Origin of the sequence: Conexibacter sp. DBS9H8, from assembly GCF_023330685.1 — a bacterium.
Lineage (GTDB): Bacteria > Actinomycetota > Thermoleophilia > Solirubrobacterales > Solirubrobacteraceae > Palsa-465.
The window spans coordinates 2,620,652-2,638,073 of the sequence record NZ_CP097128.1; the positions used below are offsets into that span (position 1 = coordinate 2,620,652).

The following is a 17,422-nucleotide window of genomic DNA, read 5'->3' on the forward strand; positions in this document are numbered from 1 at the left end:
GCTCCTCACGATCCGCCCACCGAGTGAGTTCGCCCGAGGCGGATGTGGAGGAGACCGCTGCGCGGGGTGTAGCTGATGGTCCTGAGCGGGCGCAGGTCGCTGGCGAGCCCCCTCACGTAAAGGCGGCCGGTTGGGTCCACCGTGACGATGTTCGCGCTCGTGGTCACCTTGTGCACCGCCCGGTAGCGGAAGTGGAACGTTTCGACGGCGCCTGTCACTGGGGTCACTTCGAGGGTCACGCTCTGACGGGGGGCGAGCACGAGGAATCGGCAGTGTCCGGCGACCGGGGCGCAGCGGCCCGTTCCCGTCACGGTCGTGTTCTCGGCAAGGACGAAGACGGCCCGCTGCGTTCCGGCTTTGACCCCGAGAAAGGTGATGAACGCCCCTTGTGCCTCGGGAAGCATCTCATCGCGGCTGAGGTTCCTGAATACGGTCGCCGTGGCGCCCTGTTGGCGAAGCGACGCCTGCACTTCCATCAGGCTGTAGGGAGCAGGGGACAGTGGCCGTTTCGGTCGGGCGGTCGGGGGGGCCTTCGTTGGCACCGTGACGGTGACCGTGACGGTACGGGTCTTGGGAGCCACCGTTGTCGGGGTTACGGGCCGGACCGGCGCAACCGTCGCCACCGTTGGGGTGATCGGCGCGCTGACGGCTGCCGTGACGGCTCCACGGGGCACCGCGGCGCTGGTTGGGCTGCTCGGCTTGATGAATGGGTTGTGAAGTGGCCCTGAGATCCGCGGCTGGGCGACCGGGCGGGTCGGAGCCGGTCTGGTGATCGCCACGCCGGCCGGTGGGCTCATCACCGGCACCGGGGGCAGCGGGCTGAGGTGGGAGGCGGTTCCGGAACGGGAGAGCAGTGCCGGGATTGCGACAAGCGCAAGGATCAACAACGCCATCACCGGGAGAAGCTGACGTCCCCGGGGATCGGTCGTGAAGGATGCGAGGTGGCGACGGGGCGAGTCGAGGTTCATCGTGGTGGGGTGACCAGGGCGGCGGGAGTCGCGCTGGTGGTCGAGGCTGCCGTGGTTGCAAACGGATCGCCCGGGAGGTCGTAGTCGACCGCAGTGACTGCGGCGGTGACGCCACCAGGGCCACCCTGGGCACCTCCGGTACCGGAGCCGCCGGGGCTGAGGGAAACCGAAGAGATGCTGATGAGACGCCCGCTGACGTGGAAGCTGCGGTCATCAGCATGGACGAAGCTGGCGAGAGTGCCGAGGAGATTGGCGACCGCGAAGTAGTTGCCGGTGAAGGAGAGGCTGAAGCTCTGGCTCGGGAAGGACGCGGCGGCTGACGTCGATGTGGCGCCAGCGGCAGCGGTGGAGGGGGCGGTGCTGGTCGCAGCGGCGGAGGTGCTCGGGCTGCCGCTCACCGAGACCGCCTGGAAGCCGACGTGGGTGCGATCGGACGCCGCCTGAAGCTCGTTGATGAGCGCAGGGATCTGCTGATCGCTCGGGACGGCGGTCTGCAGCGCCTTGATCTGACGGGTGTAGGCGTTGTATTGCACTTCGGACCGCAGCCCGGCTTGCACCTGAGCCTCGGCGCTCTGCAGGGCCGCCTGCGTCGAGCTGATCGACGCCTGCAACTGGTTGGCCTTGTGGTCCTCCGGCGCGACGAACAGGAAGTAACCGCCGACGGCGACAAGGAGGACGACGATCGCCGTGACGAACGACCGGTCGCGCGAGCTCATGGATGCGTGCTCCCCGTGGTCGCAGTGGTCCCCGACGGCGCCGGGGTCGTAGTGGTGATCGGGGCCACCGTCGCTCCGGTCGTCGTGCCCGTCGCGCCTGCCGCCGACCCTGTGGCCCCGGAGGTGGAGGTGGGCACCGCGGTGCTGGTGCCCGGGCCTGTCGGAGTCGTGCCCGGAGCGGCGAAACCGAGCGTGACGTTGAAGCTGTCCCCGCAGCTGCTCGACCGGGTGCTGCTCTGGAAACCGACGTTGGTGACGCCGCTGATCAGCTGGAGGCGCCGCAGCAGTGTCGCCACCCCGTTCTGATTCGCCGTGTGGGCGCACCCGGCGAGCGTGAACGTCGGCCCGGATGCCGCTGTCGAGGCTGCGGGTGCGGGTGCGCTCGTCGTGGCGCCGAGGGACGTCAGTGACGTGCTGGCGGGCATCACCTCACTGATCTGATCGAAAGTGCCCTTCCACGGGAACCGCTGCTCGGCGATCGTCCGGATCTGTGCTTCCCGTTGCGTGACGTTCGCGATGAAGCTCGTGTAGACGCTCAGCTTGGTCGCCTGGGCCTGTTCGGTGCTCACCTGGGTCCGCACCGCCGCCAGGGTCGCCTGCTTGTCGTTGACGCGGTTGTCGGCCAAGACGCGCAGGGTGACGAGGGCGACGACCACGACGAGGACGATGACGGCGACCTGCGCGGGCCCGAAGTTCTCTGCGGCCCCCAGGCCGCCCCCGGGCTGCCGGGAACGGTTCCCCCGACCGCCACGGGCCCCCTCCGGAATGAGGTTTACCGCTCTCATGCGGGCACCCGGGTCGTCGTCAGCCCTGCGGCGATAGTCAGCCGGGACGGCTCACATTCGCTGAGGACACCCGGGCGTGCCTCCGGCACCGTCCTCACCTCGACCGGCAGGCCGAGTTCACCGGCGAGCCGCTCCCCGAAGCCGGGAATCGCGCTCGCGACCCCGCTGAGGATCACCCGTTCGGTCGGCACCCCACCGTCCTGGCCGGCGTGGAAGTCGATCGTGGCCCCGATCTCAGTGGCGACGCGGGCAACGGATTCCTCCAGGCTGTCCCGGGTGTGGGCGATAATCTCGGCCTGTCCCTCGATCGCGTCGACCGGCTCCGCAAGCCCGACATGATCGATCCAGCCGCGCGCATGCTCGGTGGTGAGGGCTCGGCGGGCCGCAAGGTCGGCGACCATCTGGTCATGTCCGTAGGGAATGACTCGCCGGAAGCGGCACTGAGCTTCGGTGGCGAGCGCCACCTCCGTGAGCGAGCCGACGTTGACGTAGGCACAGAGAGCGGCTCCGTCGGCGGGCCGGTGGAGCGCGCGAATGAGCGCAAACGCGGACAGGTCGATGCCCTCCACCCGCAGCCCGGCGACGGTCGTGGCGGCGAGCAGTCGCTCCACCATGTCTCGGCGCGCGGCGACGAGCACAACACGGGTCCGCGGGCCGTCCGCCGTGCCGACGAGCCCCTCAGACTGGAAGTCGAGGACAGCCTGCTCGAGCGGCATCGCGATGTGCTCCTGGGCCTGGAACCGGACCACTGAGGCGAGCTGCTTCTCATCGGTGATCGGCGGCAGATCGACGATCCGCATCACCGTCTGCTGGTTGGCAAGTCCGATCCGTACGCGCGGGCTGAGGGCGTGGTCCGTGAAGAAGGTCTTGAGAAACTCGCCGAGCCCCTCCGGGTCGATCACCTCACCGTCCCGGAGCAGGTCGGCGGGAAGCTCCGCATCCGCAGCCTGGCGGACCGCGACCGTTCCGGGGTCGCACTCCGCGGCCGCCACGAAGCTCGACTGGATGTCAAGGCCGACAACGGACCGCCGGGAATGGCCGCCCGCGCGTGTGCCGCTGCGCGCCGTTCGCCTAGGCGATGCGGTGCTGCGGCGCTCCCGGAGCCCGGACAGCGCCTGGCGGGGGGACGGGATTTCTGTCTGCAGGAGGGACATCAGCGCTCACTGAACTGTCGGCCTCCCGGGGGGCAGACTTGAGCCTTTCATCAGGTTTGTCGGCGATTGGCCGGAAACCTGGGTCTGGCGTCCGAGGGCACCGTTCCCGTGGCGGGAATCACAGGACGCTGTGCAGGTACCAGTGCACGACGGGCGGCCCGGCAAACAGCGCGATCACCGCGCCGGCGGCGAGGAACGGACCGAACGGGACCGCGGTCTTGCGTCCCTCGGTCACCCCGACGCGTGCCATCACACCGACGCCGACCCCGACCCCGAGGATGAGAGCGGCGAGGATGGCCACGGCGACGGACCGCCCGAGACAGAGGCCGAGCAGGCCGACGAGCTTCACGTCTCCCATCCCCATCCCGCGCGGGTAGGCGAGCGCGAACAGGAGCAGGAACAGGGCGGCGCCCACGCCGGCGAGCGCCTGCTCGGGCAGGCCCGCCGGCCGGGTGAGCGCGCCGGCGATCAGCGCCGCCACCGCCGCGGGGGCGAGGATCACGTTCGGGATGATCCGGTGCTCGAGGTCGATCAGCGCGACCGGCACAAGCGTGAGGACGAGGATCTCCCCGAGCGCGATCCGCTGGCTGGAGTGAAGAAACAGCGCGACCGCGGTGGTGAGGGCGGCGGTGCCCAGCTCGACCGCCGGGTAGCGGACCGAGATCCCCCCTCCGCAGTGCCGGCAGCGTCCGCGTAGCACGATCCAGCTGAGCACCGGGACGTTGTCATAGGGAGCGACGGGCTCTGAACAGTGGGGGCAGTGCGATCCGGGCGTGACCAGCGACTCGTGCCGGGGCAGGCGCCAGATGACGACGTTGAAGAACGAGCCGAGGAGCAGACCGGCGACGGCGGCGAGGAGGATGCCCATGGGTGGAAACCTAGTCGGTCTCGCGGCGATTAAAGGCGTGGGGGCGGGCCCGAAGGCCCGCCCTAACCCGTCCCCGTCAGTTCATCAGTTCGTGATCGCTGGGAACCCCGATTGGGAGGTCGTGGCGCCGCTCGGGACGGCCGTGACGCTCGCACACTGAGTGAGGGACGTCCCTGACCCGGTGGCTTCGGCGTATGTGGTCTGGCCGTTGTTCTCCTCGATGAACCACAGGTGAGGGGTTGAGTTCGTCGACCCCTGAGCGCAGAGCAAGTAGGTGTCACCCGAGCCACCGGGGCTCGAGTAGTAGACCTGCTGGTTGCCCGATCCAAGCGCGGTTGCGTCGCTGTCGGTACTGAGGCCCGTCACCTGGTTGATGACGTTGCCGGTACCTGCCGGGTACGCGCCTCCGTTACCGTTCGCGTAGGACTCAACGACCGTCTGCGCGTTCTTGAGGTTGGACTGCGCGTTGGAGTCGGTCGCTTTGTTCTTTTGAGACAGGAAGGTCGGGATCGCGACCGCGGCGAGGATGCCGATGATCAGGACCACAACCAGGAGTTCGATGAGGGTGAAGCCCTCTTCCTGCTCCAGTCTGCGACGTACTTTGGTCAGCATGGGAATAGGGTCCTCCTGAAAGGAATCTGGGTTGCGCGTGAACACGCCAGGCTCCTGGGTCCCGAACCGACGGCGGCAACCCGACTACCTCAATCTGAGGCTCGCGGCTTTGCGTCCCATCCTTTCAGATGGTTTGCCCTTGGCACCGAGTTACGCTGGCAAGGCCGTTATCGGCGAGTTCTCAAGCCGGGTTTAGACCCAGAGCAAGAAATTGGCATTTCGTCTGTCTCCGAGCTCTCTCCCCGCGATCGGTCAGCAGCTTCACAGCTTCCCGCGGACGAAGGCTCAGTGAGTGCGCAGCCCGGGCCGATAGAACACCGATGGCGACGCTCACGGCCCCCAGGCGCTCTCCTGAACGGCTCCGGCTCCATGGGACACCGGTGATCGCCCTCGCTGGGGTCGGCGGCCTCCTGCTCAGCCTGTGGCTCACCGTCGTCCCACTGCGTTCCCTTACACAGACCAACGACTTCATCAGTGAAGCCTGGCCTGTCTTTCAGACTCTGTCCCATGGGCGGCTGCTGCACGCGCTCCAGGTCGCGCCCGCCTACTACGGCTCGCTCATCCTGCGGGCCCCCTTCGGCCTTCTCGGGGCCGCCGTATCACCGCATTGGCAGCTGAGCTACATCCTCTCCGCCGCGCCCTGCCTTGCCGCCGCTCCGCTCCTCGGTGCGTGGCTCACGTCGGAGCGGGGTCCCAGCGCCGGGGCGAGTTTACGCTGGCGCTGGTGCGGCCCGCTCGGTCTCCTGCTGGCTGTCAACCCCGTGTTTCTCTACTGCGTCGCGCTCGGCCATCCCGAGCAGATCCTCTCCGCTGTGCTCGCCGTCGTCGCGGTGATCACCGCCGCCCGAGGTCGGTGGCTGGTGGCGATGGTGCTCATCGCGATCGCCGCCTTCAACCAGCCGTGGGCGCTTGCCGCGGTCCCCGTCGCGGTGGTCGTGCTGCCCGACCGCCGCGGGCGCGCGCTCATCACCGTCGCCCTCACCCTCGGAATCCTGTTCGTGCCGACGACCCTGCTGCGCACCGGTGGGTCAGGCGCGGTCGGGTCCCTCGGCGGTGGCGTCGGGCAGATCTTCTACCCCCAGCAGCTCTGGTGGTGGTTCGGACCCCACGCCTGGGTGTCGATTCACGCCCACGAACTGATCGTCCTCGCCGGGGGTGTCTGCGCCGCCGCGTGGTGGTCGCTGCACCGGGCTGATCGGCTGACGCCGGACGGGCGCCTCCGTGAAGGGCTGCTGCTCCTCGCACTCGTGCTGCTGCTGCGAACGGTGATGGACCCGTGGAACAACCTGTACTACGAGCTGCCGTTCCTGATCGTCCTCTACGCACTCTATGCGCGTCGGCCGCCGGTACATCTCCTCGTCGTCACCGCCTTGATGTTTCTGCTCACGGTCCCCCCCGAGAGCGGGTTTCGGCCCGATTGGGGCGGGCCTACCGGTGCCGATCTCTACGCGGTCGCCTATCAGCTCCTGACAGTGCCGATGGTCGGGCTGCTCGCCCTCCGCGTCTTCGGATCCCGCCACCACTGGATCCGTGTCCGCGGCCGTCTCGGAAACCTGCTGCCCCCCTCCCCCACGCTCTGATGACGCGGCCGCGGACCACGTCAACGGCGTTCACCGCCTGCGCCATCCTCGCGCTGTGGGCCCTCACCGCCGGCATCTGCCTCTTCTATCTGACCAGCCCCGGGTTGCTCTTCGGCCGCGCCAACGATTTCGTCGTTGAGGCCTACCCGGCCCTCCACCAGCTCGCCCTCGCGCACGTCGGCGCGTTCCTGACCGCGAGCCCCGGCTATGTGGGCTCCCTCATCCTCCGGGCGCCGTTCGCCCTGATCGCCCTCGCCTTCCACGCGGACTGGCAGGTGACCTACCTGGCGACCGCCCTGCCGTGCGTGGCGGCCGCGCCACTGCTCGCGACGTGGCTGGTACGCGTCCTCGAGCTCCCCACCGAAGCTTTCTGGGGCCGTGTGAGCCCGCTCGGGCTCCTGCTCGTGATCAACCCGACGTTCATCTACTGCATCGTCCTCGGCCACCCTGAGGACGTATTCGTCGCCGCCCTCGCCATCGCCGGGGTCGTCCAGGCGGCGCGTGACCGCTGGCTCCCGGCGATGCTGCTCGTCGGGCTCGCGGCGGTGAGCAAGTCCTGGGCTCTGGTGGCCGTGCCCGTCGCCATCTGCGTGCTGCCCCAGCGCCGGCTCCGGGCGACGGTGACGGTCAGCATGCTGATCGCCGCCGTGGACGGGCCACTCATCCTTCTGCGCAGCGGGGGCGTGCAGTCCCTCGGTGCGGGCACCGGTCAGATCTTTCACTTCTCCCAGCTGTGGGCGTGGTTCGGCCCGACCTCCTGGGTCTCCGTCCACGCCCATGAGCTGATCGTTCTCACGGCGGCCGCCTGTGCGCTGCTGTGGCGCCAACGCCATCCGGTCCCGCGTCAGGGAGCCAACGCGATCCGGGATGCCCTGACGCTGCTGTCGCTCGTCTTTCTCCTCCGTGCAGCGATGGATCCGTGGGACAACATCTACTACCAGCTCCCGTTCCTGATGGCCGTCTACGCGATCGAGATCGGCCGTCCCCCCCGGCTCAGCGTCGTATCGACCCTGCTGCTGGTCGCGGTGACCGTCCCACTCCCAGTCTACGGGTTCGATGTCAGAGCGACGGCCTACGCGATCGTCACGCTTCCGATTCTGGCAACGGTCATCCGTGCCCTCCTGGCGCGGCCCGCACCAGAGAGCGGGCGACCGCGTGCGGTGTCGTCCGCTGACCATCGGCAGCTGCAACCTGGCCAGACGCTCGTCAGCCCGGTCGCCGCATTACCCTCACCTCTCCCTGCTCAGTCAGGTGGGCGCGAACAAACGCCGAGATGAGCGAAGGTTCCACTTCAGCAGCCCAACTCCGACACCCAAGCCGAGCCCAGCGCCAGCGGGAAGCACCCACCAGCCCCCGACGGAGGCGCGTCCGAGGAGCGCAGCAGCGGCGAAACTGATCGGCAAGACCAGCAGCGCACTCTGGCCAACCGGCCGCACGAAGTCGCGCTTCCAGGAGAGCCCACCTCTCGGGAGCAAGCGCGTCGGAAGGATCCAGCCGTTCGTAACCACCAAAGTCACCATCGATGCGGCGGCAACCCCCCGGAAGCCGAACGCCACACCGAGCAGGACGGAAAGGGCGACGTTCGCGAAGGACTCGAACAGAGCGAGCATGGTGAGCCCCTCCCGCCTCGAGGCGGCGATGGCCCACACGACCGCCACCCGCGCAGGACCGTTGAGGAGCACGGCGCCGCTGAGCAGCAGAGCTACGCCCCAGGCTGCTTGGTAGTGGGGGCCGACCCACAAATTCAGCAGTTGATGCCCGAACACGATGAGGATGGAGATGAGCGCGAAGCCGATACAGGCAGCGATCGTGATGGCAAGTCGGATTCGCTCCTGCTGTTCCAGCGGGCCAGCGCCTGGATCCGCGAACCTGGGCAAGAGAACATCGGACAACTGGTTAGTGAGGGACGTCAAGCCTCCGATAACGCGCATCGCGACGACGTAGACTCCCAGCACGGCGGGACCGAAGAGGGCGTCGACGACAAACGTGTCGGAGTAGGCGATCACCTGCCCTGACGCTGTCAGAGCAAACACGCCAATTGACGCACCAAGGAGCTGCCGTACTTCGGTGAGATCGTCCTGTCGCAGATGCCCGCGCACACCCGGGGTTTTGAGGAACGCCTGCACGGTCGTCCCGACCCCGGCAAGCAAGGGTCCAAGTGCACCGGCCAGCGTGAGCAGCGCGAGATTGCCATGCGCAACGGCAACGGCGATGGTTGCCGCCAGGCCGATCAAGGTCGCTCCAACCGTGAACGCGTTGCGGCTCACCTGACGGTCAGTTCCGTAGAGCACACCTCCCCCGACACTGAGGGGGAGCAGAAGGCCACCGCAGCCGATCGCGATCCCGAGCCATGGTCCCCGCCCGCTCGTCGAGCCGAGCGCGATCCCGAGTCCCAGACCCGCGGCTACGGCCGCCAGCCCGGGAACCACGAGGACGTTGAGCGCTGCTCCGACCGTTCGCGATCGCTCCTCCGGACTCCGGCTCGCGGCCACCGAACGCGCCAACTCAATCCCAAGGCCAAGGTCAATCCCCTGGATGTAGCCCATGATCGCCAGCGCCAGAGCCCATCGTCCCAGCATCGCCGGGCCATACGCCGCGAGGATCACCGGCGTGCTCACGAGCGTGCCGAGGACCTGAACGAGGACCACAAGGTATCGGCTCATCAGGGCGAAGATCAGGCCTCGGCGCCGGTGGAGCTGGCGGTTCCCCATCGGCGCAGGCTAACGTTCTCCCATCGGTCCAGAGAGTGTCCCGTATCAGGGTCACGTGTGTGCACCTGGGCTGCGCCGACTGATGGACATCGATATCAGCGTGATCATTCCGAGTCGCAACCGGGCGGAGCGGTTACGAACGACGCTAGCGGCGTTCGCCATCCAGAAACTGGAAGGGATGCGAGCCGAGGTGGTCGTTGTTGACGATGGCTCAAGCGACGATTCAGTCGCATCGTGCCGAGCGCTCGCCCCAGATTTTCCGATCCCCTTGCGAGTTGTTCGGTCGGACGGCTCAGGAATAGCGGCCGCACGAAACGCAGGGGTCCGGCGGGCGAGCGGGAGCATCGTGCTCTGGGCAAACGACGACACGACTCCCGCCGATGATCGCCTGATCCAGGGTCACGTCGCGCTGCATGCAGCCGTTCCTGAGAAACTTGCGGTTCTCGGGAGCACACGTTTTCCGAGGCGCTCATCCGGGACGATCCGTTCATGGCCTGGTTGGAGGATGGCCCCCAAAATGACTTCAAGGCTCTGGACGCCGGTGCTGGTCTCACCGAGAACCACTGGTACGGCACAGGCATCTCCTATGCTCGCGACGCTTACATCGCTGCAGGAGGCATGGACGAAACCTTGACCTTCGGCTACGAGGACGCCGAGTTTGGCCGTCGGCTGCGTCAGCAAGGCGTCCGGCTCGTCTACCGACCCGAACTCATGCTGATCCACCATCATCCCTACTCGATGACGACCTGGCGTCAGCGGAGCGAACGGGTGGGAGCTGCCGCGGCCGCGATGCATTGCAACCGGCCATCTGAACCGCGGCTGTCACCACTAGCCACTGGACCTCTATGGCTCGCGTTGGCGGCCGCCGATTCACTGCTTCAGGCCTCCGGCCGCGATTGGGCCTCGGCTCCCGACGGCGTGCGACGCAGGATCTACGGGGTGTCCCATCTGGGTGCCTATGCACGGGGCTACCGCAGAGCCCTCCGTTCCATACCGCCCACCCCCCCACTAACCCAGTCCAGGTCACGCGTCAGCTGATGACGCTGACCGTCGCGATCGCGAGCTTCAACGGGCGCCATCTCCTCGAGGCGACGCTCCCGTCGTATGCGGCCCAGGTCCTCCCACCGGACCGCCTCATCGTCGTCGACGATGGGTCGACGGACGGAACCGTCACATGGCTCAACGCCAACTGGCCCCAGGTCGAGGTCATCGTCCATGAGCACAACCGTGGCATCACGGCGGCACTCAACACATGCCTGCAAGCCGGGCTCAGCTCTGACTACGTTGGCCTGTTCAACAATGATGTCGAACTCGCCCCCAAGGCCCTGACGATCCTCTGCGCCGCGTTGGAGCGGAACCCATCCGTTGCGGCGGTCGGGCCCAAGATGCTCAACTACTACGACCGGACGCTCATCGACGGCGCGGGCGACGAGTACTCCTGGGCTGGCACGGCAGCCCGCCGGGGCCAGGGAGCCCGCGACGTCGGTCAGTACGATCGGAGCGAACCGATCTTCGGCGTTTGTGGCGGAGCCGCCGTGTACCGCACGCGCGACCTCCGCACGGTCGGGATCTTTGACGGGGACCTCTCAGCTTATTTCGAGGATGTCGACTGGGCCCTGCGCGCCCAGTTGAGAGGTTGCACGTGCCTATACGAGCCCGCGGCAGTGGTCTTTCACATGAACAGCGCAACGGCCGGTGCCGGGGCGAATCCGTTTTCCAGCTATCACGTCTGGCGAAATCAGATCTGGCTTGTTGCGCGGCACTGGTCGACCCGTGAGATCGTCACGCATTCTCACCTCCTCCTATTCGGTCAGGTTCTCAACCTTGGCATCGCCGTGCGTCGGGGCCTCCTCAGCACACTGCTCCGAGCGTGGCGCGACGGGCTCAGAGGAGTTCCTCAGCGTCGCCGGATGCGTCGTCAGGATCCCCTCCCTGTGCGTCCTCTCGACCTTCCGGCGGTCGTCGGCTTTGTTCCCCCGGGGTGGCGCGCCCTCTCGGGTCGACAGCGCGGCACCGCAAGGCGAGTCCAGCGCGCAGGGTGAGTGTGAATTCAAGCGTTTCGAGCGGCGGACGGCCGCGGCGAGGGAGCCCTCGAGCCGCGCTCCATCCCTGCAGACGACCTCTGATCGCCTCAAGATCGCGCTGGAGAAGACAATCGCCGAGCACCACGATCGTCTCCGTGAGGACCACCCGGACGATCAGCCTCATCCCGGCCGACGGCCAGCGCCGCAGCATGTAACCCCGACTGTGACCGGCGAGACGACGGACGGTCGCTGACCGTCGCCCGTACGTCGCCGAGCCGATGTGGACACCGATCGCGCGGACAGCGCCGGCGGTCTGCCATCCGGCCACGGCAAGCCGCAGAGCAAGGTCAACGTCCTCGTGGTAGGCGATGAGGTGGGGATCGAAACCATTGACCGCCTCCCACGCGGCACGCCGAAACGCACCTGCAGTGCCCTCAGGCCCGGCGAGCCGAAGCCGTGTGGCGACAGCCGACGAGAGAGGCTCGCCGTGGAGGCGCGAGAACCCGGCGAGCGTCGGGTCGATGACCAAACCGAAGCTGTCGATCACTTCGCGGGCCGGCTTGACGATCAGGGGCGCAACCGATCCAACGGCCGCGTCTGCACGGAGGGGCGCCACCATCTCCCCCACCGCGTCTCGTTCAAGCTCAACGTCGTTGTTGAGCAGAACGATGAACTCGCCTCGCCCTGCGTGCACACCGGCATTGACTGCATTGGCAAAGCCGCGGTTGACCTCCAAGGCCACGACGGTCACCTGCGGCCACTCACGGGCGAGCCTCTCTCGGGTGTCGTCGGGGGAGGCGTCGTCGACGACGATCACGCGGTGAGGTTCGGTCTGGGCGGCGAGGCTCGCGAGGCAGCGGGCGGTCAGCGCGTAGTGCCCGTGAACGGGGATGACGACATCAATCTCCTCAGCGGGGGTGGGCACCGTCGGGGAGTGTGCCAACTCAGGGCCCGTTAGCCTCGGCGGTCGTGTACGTCGGGCTCAACCTGCTCTACCTCGTGCCGGGCGCGACCGGCGGAACCGAGACCTACGCGCGGGAGCTCGTGCCCGCCCTGCTCGCCGCGGCTCCCGACCTGCGGTTCACCGCGTTCATCAACCCGACCGCCCGTGGGATCGTGGAGGCGTGGGGTGAGCGGGTGAGCGCGACGGTGATCCCCGTCGACGTCACCCACCGCTGGAACTGGGTGCGCGCCGAACAGACGCTGCTCCCGCCGGCGGCCCGCAAGACCCGGGTCGAGCTGGTCCACAGCCTCGCCAACACCGCGCCCCTGTGGGGCCCGTTTCGGAGCGTCGTGACGATCCACGACCTGCACTTCCTGCGTGTCCCCGAAGCCCACCTCGGCCTCAACCGGATCGGAATGCGGGTGCTCGTCCCCACTGCCGCCCGACGGTGTGACCGCATCCTCACCGACGCAACGGTGACCGCCACCGATCTCCAGTACCACCTCGGGGTCCACCCGGACCGGGTTGACGTCGTCCCGCTCGGGGGCGGGCGGGTCCGTCGGGCCGAGCCGACCCCGGAGGACGAGGTCCGCCGAACCCTCGATGCGGGGACGCGGCCGGTGGTCCTGTCCGTGTCGGCCCTGCGCCCGCACAAGAACCTCGAGCGCCTCATCTCGGCCGTCGCTCTCATCCCCGTCGAGCGGCGCCCGCTGCTCGTCATCTGCGGCTACCCGACCGCCCACCAGACCCGCCTGGAGGAGCACATCCGCGGCTGCGACCTCAACGCCGACGTGCGCCTGCTCGGCTGGGTGAACGACGCGTACCTGGAAGGGCTGTACCTGACCGCGTCCGCCGTGCTCTGCCCGTCCCTGCATGAGGGGTTCGGCCTGCCCGTGCTCGAGGCGATGGCCCGCGGCCGCCCGGTCGGCTGCTCGGTCGGCGGCGCGCTCGCCGAGGTCGCCGGGGACGCCGCCTTCCTCTTTGAGGCGACATCGGTCCGCCAGATCAGCCTCACCGTCGAACGGCTCCTCAGCGACCGTGAGGAGGTGACCCGGCGCGTCGCACGCGGGCGGGCCCGGGCCGATCAGTTCAGCTGGGCGGCGACGGCCGCCGGGACGCTCGCCTCATACACTCGTGCGCTGTCGGCCCCGGCATAGGAGCCGACGACCCGCTCGAGCGAACCGGTGAGGGCAAGCTCGTCCGCGTGGGCGTCAAACCAGGCCCGCGTGCGGTCCCGCAGGCCGTCCCCGAGTATCCAGATGCGCTCGAGACGCTCGGCGAGTTCGTCCGGGTCGATCGAGTCGGCCACCAGCCCGTTCTCCCCGTCGCTGATCAGCTCCACCGCCGCGTTGTCAGCCCCGGCGACGACAAGGCTCGGGGTGCCGCGCGCGGCCGCCTCAACGACGACGAGCCCGTACCCCTCCCGACGGGAGGGCAGCAGCAGGCACATCGCCCGGGTCAGCGCCGCCTCCACCGCCGCGTCAGGCACGAACCCGCAGACGCTGATGACATCGCCAAGCCCGAGCGCCCGAACCGCCTGCACGACCGCCTCACGATCGGGACCGTCCCCGTAGATCTCGGCCCGCAGGCCCGGCACCCGCCCACGCGCAGCGGCGACCGCGGAGACCACCGCGGCGGCCTGCTTCTCCGGGATCAGGCGCCCGGCGAAGACGACGACCGGGTCAACCCCGAGGGCGCGGGCGGGGTCGGTGGGACCGTCGTAGGCTCCACGGAGGACGGTCGTGGCGCCGCGAGTGGCCAGCCGCCCGAGCCGGCTCGCGTGCAGTCGCGAGAAGCAGAAGGCCCGCTGGGAAAAGCGGGCACAGGCGCCCTGGATGAGCCAGCCGACCGTCCCCGCCAGAGCCCCGATGTAGGAGCGCCAGTAGGCGAGGGACCACACCTCAAACCAGTCGACAACGAGCCGGTACCCCTTCCACGGGCGCAGCAGACCAGCGGCGATCAGCGAGAAGTACGGGAAGGAGGCGGTGTGGACGGCGTCGTAGCGCCGTCCGTGCCTGAGCAGGTGCGAGAGCACGCCGAGACCGAAGAGGAGCGGTGGCAGCATGCGCCGGCGCCCCCCGCGGGTGTAGAGCCGGCAGCGGGGGCCGACGCAGCGGACGTCCACGCCGGGAAGGTCGACGACGGTGCCCGGCGCCCATTGGCACAACGTGAGGTAGGTGACCTGATGGCCGTCGGCGACAAGCCGGAGGGCGAGGTTGCGGTACCAGCGCTCAGCCCCCCCGACCGTGTAGGGGAAGAGACAGTCATAGACGAGGCAGATGCGCACGGAAGGCGGGCCGGTCTCAGGAGCGCCGCAGACCGAGGATCGACAGGAGGAAGGCGGTGAAGAACGTCTCGACGCCGATCACGATCAGGGTGGCCGCGAGAACCGCGAGGTCGCCGTCGCCAAGGGCACCGAAGCCGTGGCTCGCCCAGCCGATGGCGATCGACACCCCGAGGGCGAGCCCGAGCGCCGTCACCAGCCCACCGGCGGCGAGCCCGTGCTCGAGCGTGAACCGGGACCGCGCCCAGGAGAACAGCCGGTCACGCTCACCCATGAAGTAGGCGGCGTAGGTGCGCGCACACGCCCCGAGGGCGAGGACCTGGGTCCCGACGATCGCCAGCAGCGCCCCAACGAGCGTCGCGTGGATCTGCCAGTGGCGGCCGAACAGGCCGAGGTGGGCGACCCCGATCATCTCGATGCCCAGCCCGCACAGCCCCATCACCAGCCCGGGGAAGATGAACAAGTGGTTGGGGGAGTGCAGCAGCAGGAAGCGCAGGTGACGCCAGCCGTCTCGGACGGTCGAGAGCTTCGACTCGCCACAGCGGGCGTGGTAGCGGATCGGGAACTCGCGCACGTCGAGCTGCTCCTTGGCGGCCCGGATCACCATCTCGGAGGCGAACTCCATCCCGGAGGTGCGCAGGTCGAGCCGGGGGACGATGTCGCGGCGCAGCGCCCGCATTCCGCAGTGCGCGTCCGAGACCGGCGTCCGGTAGAGCAGGTTGAGAAAGCCCGACAGCAGCGGGTTGCCGATGTAGCGGTGTGACCAGCTCATCGCCCCGGCGTCGATCTGGGACATCCGGTCGCCGATGACCATGTCCGCGCCCGCCTCCAGTTCCGTGAGGAACCGGGGCGCGTCCTCAAGGTCGTAGGTGAGGTCGGCGTCGACCATCAGGATGTAGCGTCCGCGGGCGGCGGCGAGCCCGGCCCGGTAGGCGTTGCCGTAGCCGCGGCGGCGCTCGCTGATCACCCGCGCCCCGGCGCCCCGGGCGATCTCCGGACTGCCGTCCTCCGATCCGTTGTCGACGACGAGGACCTCACCGTCGATCCCGTTCCTGGCCAGCGTCGCCCAGGCGCGCCGGACGCACTCGGCGATCGAACCGGCCTCATCGAGACAGGGCATCACGATCGACAGGCAGACCTCCGTGGCGGGCGTGATGGTGTCCTCACCGGGACCCACCGGGGCGAGCGGTGCGACGGGTGCGATCGTGGCGACCGAGGCGCTCATGGCGCTGTATCAATCGGCAGAATCGACCGGAAACTTGACCGAATCGGAGCATCCGCTCCCGCCTCAGAACGAGCCGGGGAACGACCGGCTCAGCCCGCCGCGGCGCGGGGCGGCGCGGCTGCCTGCGCGTCCCGGCCGGCCTCAAAGCGGCCACTGCCGCCACACCAGGGGCAGGTCACGGAATGGCGCTCGCCCCCGTGGTTGGAGACGAGGCTGCCCGTCCCCCGGCAGGGGGTGCAGACGGACCGGTCATCACTGGAGGCAGAGGTGCTCATCGGCACCGGACGATAGCCGGGTCGCTCCGCCCGCGGCCGCCCGGCTCGCTCGGGAGCGACCCTCGCTACGGGATCGCGTTGTAGACGCTGAAGAGCGGCAGGTACATCGAGATCACGATCACCCCGACGATCGTGCCGACAACGATAATCATCACCGGCTCGAGGATCGAGGTGAGCGCCTTGACCGCCGCCTCAACCTGGTCGTCGTAGAAGTCGGCGACCTTGGCGAGCATGTGATCGAGCGCTCCGGTCTCCTCCCCCACCGCGATCATCTGGGGCACCATCGGTGGGAACACCGGCGCGTCCTTGAGGGGACCGGAGATCGTGCCGCCCTGCTTGACGCTCGTGATCACCTTCGCCATCGCCTGGTCGATGACGATGTTGCCCGCCGTCCGGCCGGTGATCTCCAGCGACTGGATCATCGGCACACCGGCGGAGACGAGCGAGGAGAGCGTCCGCGACCAGCGCGCGATCGCGACCTTCTGAACGACCTCCCCGATCCGCAACGGAAAGCGGAGCTTGATCTGATCCCAGCGCGGGCGCCCCCAGTCCGAGCGGCGGAAGGCGATGAACCCGCCGACGAGCGCGACGACGACGAGCAGGAAGATGTACCACTGTCCGGTGAGGGCGTGGCTGAAGTTGACCATGAACTGGCTGAGAGCCGGCAGTTTGCCCGGGAACTGCTTGAACACGTTGATGAAAACGGGGATCAGGAAGGCGACCAGCGCGAGCATGATCCCGATCGCGAAGGTAACGACGAGGGACGGATAGACCATCGCCGCGCGAACCTGGCGGCGCAGGGCGGCGTCCTTCTCGAGCTGATCGGCGACGCGCAGCAGCACCTCCTCGAGCAGACCGCCGGTCTCCCCCGCCCGGACCATCGACACGTACAGGTCATCGAACACCTTCGGGTGCTTGGCCATCGCGTCCGACAGGTTCGAGCCGGCCTCCACGTCACCCCGGACGGCGGCGAGGGTTGACTTCAGAAGCTTGTTCGAGCTCTGGCTCTCGAGCACGCTGAGCGCGCGCAGGATCGGCATCCCCGCGTTGACCATCGTCGACAGCTGCCGGCTGGCGACCGAGAGATCATCAGCCTTGACGTGCGGGAAGAACTCGAGGTTGAGCTCTCGCGAGCGGTACTTGCTGGCGACGTCGATGACGACGAGGCCACGCTGCTTGAGCTGCTCGGCGACGTCCTGGGGGGAGATCGCCTCCACTTCACCGGCCGCGGTCACCCCGGCCAGATCCATCGCCTTGAACTTATAGGTCGGCATCGC

At 68.5% G+C, this 17,422-nt stretch carries 16 protein-coding genes, 2 pseudogenes and 1 riboswitch; of the genes and pseudogenes, 6 read left to right on the forward strand and 12 right to left on the reverse strand.

Annotation, left to right across the window (positions count from 1 at the left end):
- Window positions 1-5: 5 nt before the first annotated feature.
- The 6 genes from M3M55_RS12465 to M3M55_RS12490 all read right to left on the reverse strand — a co-directional run bounded on the left by M3M55_RS12465 (window position 6) and on the right by M3M55_RS12490 (window position 5,103).
- Window positions 6-968 carry a hypothetical protein gene (locus M3M55_RS12465; protein WP_249009828.1) on the reverse strand — a complete coding sequence of 321 codons (963 nt, stop codon included), beginning with the start codon at window positions 966-968 and terminating at the stop codon, window positions 6-8.
- Window positions 965-1,684 (reverse strand): type II secretion system protein GspM, encoded by a 720-nt coding sequence (gene gspM / locus M3M55_RS12470; protein WP_249009829.1) that lies wholly within the window; start codon window positions 1,682-1,684, stop codon window positions 965-967. Before gspM ends, M3M55_RS12465 begins: the two co-directional genes overlap by 4 nt.
- Window positions 1,681-2,469: a PilN domain-containing protein gene (locus M3M55_RS12475; protein WP_249009830.1), complete on the reverse strand. Its 789-nt coding sequence runs from the start codon at window positions 2,467-2,469 to the stop codon at window positions 1,681-1,683. The genes gspM and M3M55_RS12475 overlap by 4 nt, the downstream gene beginning before the upstream one ends.
- Entirely contained in the window at window positions 2,466-3,623 is a 1,158-nt protein-coding gene (gene pilM, locus M3M55_RS12480) for a pilus assembly protein PilM (protein WP_249009831.1), read from the reverse strand. Before pilM ends, M3M55_RS12475 begins: the two co-directional genes overlap by 4 nt.
- A 118-nt stretch (window positions 3,624-3,741) precedes the next feature.
- On the reverse strand, window positions 3,742-4,491 hold the full coding sequence (locus M3M55_RS12485; protein ID WP_249009832.1) for an A24 family peptidase: 750 nt from the start codon (window positions 4,489-4,491) through the stop codon (window positions 3,742-3,744).
- 84 nt (window positions 4,492-4,575) lie between these two features.
- Window positions 4,576-5,103: a type II secretion system protein gene (locus M3M55_RS12490; RefSeq protein ID WP_249009833.1), complete on the reverse strand. Its 528-nt coding sequence runs from the start codon at window positions 5,101-5,103 to the stop codon at window positions 4,576-4,578.
- A gap of 71 nt (window positions 5,104-5,174) precedes the next feature.
- Window positions 5,175-5,251: riboswitch (cyclic di-GMP riboswitch) on the reverse strand.
- A 172-nt stretch (window positions 5,252-5,423) separates the two neighbouring features.
- On the opposite strand from M3M55_RS12490, the gene M3M55_RS12495 reads away from it, so the two are divergent.
- Both M3M55_RS12495 and M3M55_RS12500 read left to right on the forward strand, forming a co-directional pair.
- The gene (locus M3M55_RS12495) at window positions 5,424-6,683 is read left to right on the forward strand and encodes a hypothetical protein (RefSeq protein WP_249009834.1); all 1,260 of its coding nucleotides are present in this window, start codon (window positions 5,424-5,426) and stop codon (window positions 6,681-6,683) included.
- Window positions 6,683-7,960: a hypothetical protein gene (locus tag M3M55_RS12500; protein ID WP_249009835.1), complete on the forward strand. Its 1,278-nt coding sequence runs from the start codon at window positions 6,683-6,685 to the stop codon at window positions 7,958-7,960. The genes M3M55_RS12495 and M3M55_RS12500 overlap by 1 nt, the downstream gene beginning before the upstream one ends.
- On the opposite strand, the gene M3M55_RS12505 is transcribed toward M3M55_RS12500, so the two are convergent.
- Window positions 7,931-9,394: an oligosaccharide flippase family protein gene (locus tag M3M55_RS12505; protein WP_249009836.1), complete on the reverse strand. Its 1,464-nt coding sequence runs from the start codon at window positions 9,392-9,394 to the stop codon at window positions 7,931-7,933. The two genes, M3M55_RS12500 and M3M55_RS12505, sit on opposite strands and share 30 nt — an antisense overlap.
- Window positions 9,395-9,476: 82 nt before the next feature.
- Here M3M55_RS12505 and M3M55_RS17645 point away from each other — a divergent pair.
- The 3 genes and pseudogenes from M3M55_RS17645 to M3M55_RS12515 form a co-directional block, all read left to right on the forward strand.
- A pseudogene (locus tag M3M55_RS17645) lies at window positions 9,477-9,827 on the forward strand (glycosyltransferase family 2 protein); the annotation flags it as partial.
- Window positions 9,828-9,883: 56 nt separating this feature from the next.
- The gene (locus M3M55_RS12510; RefSeq protein ID WP_249009837.1) at window positions 9,884-10,432 is read left to right on the forward strand and encodes a glycosyltransferase family 2 protein; all 549 of its coding nucleotides are present in this window, start codon (window positions 9,884-9,886) and stop codon (window positions 10,430-10,432) included.
- A complete protein-coding gene (locus M3M55_RS12515; RefSeq protein WP_249009838.1) occupies window positions 10,432-11,436 on the forward strand; it encodes a glycosyltransferase family 2 protein in 1,005 nt (334 codons plus the stop codon). Before M3M55_RS12510 ends, M3M55_RS12515 begins: the two co-directional genes overlap by 1 nt.
- 313 nt (window positions 11,437-11,749) lie before the next feature.
- Here M3M55_RS12515 and M3M55_RS17650 read toward each other — a convergent pair.
- Window positions 11,750-12,343, reverse strand: a pseudogene (locus M3M55_RS17650) (glycosyltransferase family 2 protein); the annotation flags it as partial.
- A gap of 44 nt (window positions 12,344-12,387) precedes the next feature.
- Here M3M55_RS17650 and M3M55_RS12525 point away from each other — a divergent pair.
- On the forward strand, window positions 12,388-13,518 hold the full coding sequence (locus M3M55_RS12525) for a glycosyltransferase family 1 protein (RefSeq protein ID WP_249009840.1): 1,131 nt from the start codon (window positions 12,388-12,390) through the stop codon (window positions 13,516-13,518).
- Here the strand turns inward: M3M55_RS12525 and M3M55_RS12530 are convergent.
- The 4 genes from M3M55_RS12530 to M3M55_RS12545 form a co-directional block, all read right to left on the reverse strand.
- A complete protein-coding gene (locus M3M55_RS12530) occupies window positions 13,446-14,648 on the reverse strand; it encodes a glycosyltransferase (protein ID WP_249009841.1) in 1,203 nt (400 codons plus the stop codon). The two genes, M3M55_RS12525 and M3M55_RS12530, sit on opposite strands and share 73 nt — an antisense overlap.
- A gap of 16 nt (window positions 14,649-14,664) precedes the next feature.
- Window positions 14,665-15,870, reverse strand: a complete 1,206-nt coding sequence (locus M3M55_RS12535; RefSeq protein WP_249009842.1) for a glycosyltransferase family 2 protein — start codon at window positions 15,868-15,870, stop codon at window positions 14,665-14,667.
- 89 nt (window positions 15,871-15,959) lie between these two features.
- Entirely contained in the window at window positions 15,960-16,145 is a 186-nt protein-coding gene (locus M3M55_RS12540; RefSeq protein WP_249009843.1) for a hypothetical protein, read from the reverse strand.
- Between the two features lie 65 nt (window positions 16,146-16,210).
- Complete coding sequence (locus M3M55_RS12545; protein ID WP_249009844.1) at window positions 16,211-17,419, reverse strand: type II secretion system F family protein; 1,209 nt, start codon at window positions 17,417-17,419, stop codon at window positions 16,211-16,213.
- Window positions 17,420-17,422: the final 3 nt, after the last annotated feature.

Coding starts and splice junctions, on each gene's coding strand:
- M3M55_RS12465 (WP_249009828.1), bottom strand. CDS start 968: ATGAACCTCGACTCGCCCCGTCGCCACCTCGCATCCTTCACGACCGAT.
- gspM (WP_249009829.1), bottom strand. CDS start 1,684: ATGAGCTCGCGCGACCGGTCGTTCGTCACGGCGATCGTCGTCCTCCTT.
- M3M55_RS12475 (WP_249009830.1), bottom strand. CDS start 2,469: ATGAGAGCGGTAAACCTCATTCCGGAGGGGGCCCGTGGCGGTCGGGGG.
- pilM (WP_249009831.1), bottom strand. CDS start 3,623: ATGTCCCTCCTGCAGACAGAAATCCCGTCCCCCCGCCAGGCGCTGTCC.
- M3M55_RS12485 (WP_249009832.1), bottom strand. CDS start 4,491: ATGGGCATCCTCCTCGCCGCCGTCGCCGGTCTGCTCCTCGGCTCGTTC.
- M3M55_RS12490 (WP_249009833.1), bottom strand. CDS start 5,103: ATGCTGACCAAAGTACGTCGCAGACTGGAGCAGGAAGAGGGCTTCACC.
- M3M55_RS12495 (WP_249009834.1), top strand. CDS start 5,424: ATGGCGACGCTCACGGCCCCCAGGCGCTCTCCTGAACGGCTCCGGCTC.
- M3M55_RS12500 (WP_249009835.1), top strand. CDS start 6,683: ATGACGCGGCCGCGGACCACGTCAACGGCGTTCACCGCCTGCGCCATC.
- M3M55_RS12505 (WP_249009836.1), bottom strand. CDS start 9,394: ATGGGGAACCGCCAGCTCCACCGGCGCCGAGGCCTGATCTTCGCCCTG.
- M3M55_RS12510 (WP_249009837.1), top strand. CDS start 9,884: ATGGCCTGGTTGGAGGATGGCCCCCAAAATGACTTCAAGGCTCTGGAC.
- M3M55_RS12515 (WP_249009838.1), top strand. CDS start 10,432: ATGACGCTGACCGTCGCGATCGCGAGCTTCAACGGGCGCCATCTCCTC.
- M3M55_RS12535 (WP_249009842.1), bottom strand. CDS start 15,870: ATGAGCGCCTCGGTCGCCACGATCGCACCCGTCGCACCGCTCGCCCCG.
- M3M55_RS12540 (WP_249009843.1), bottom strand. CDS start 16,145: ATGAGCACCTCTGCCTCCAGTGATGACCGGTCCGTCTGCACCCCCTGC.
- M3M55_RS12545 (WP_249009844.1), bottom strand. CDS start 17,419: ATGCCGACCTATAAGTTCAAGGCGATGGATCTGGCCGGGGTGACCGCG.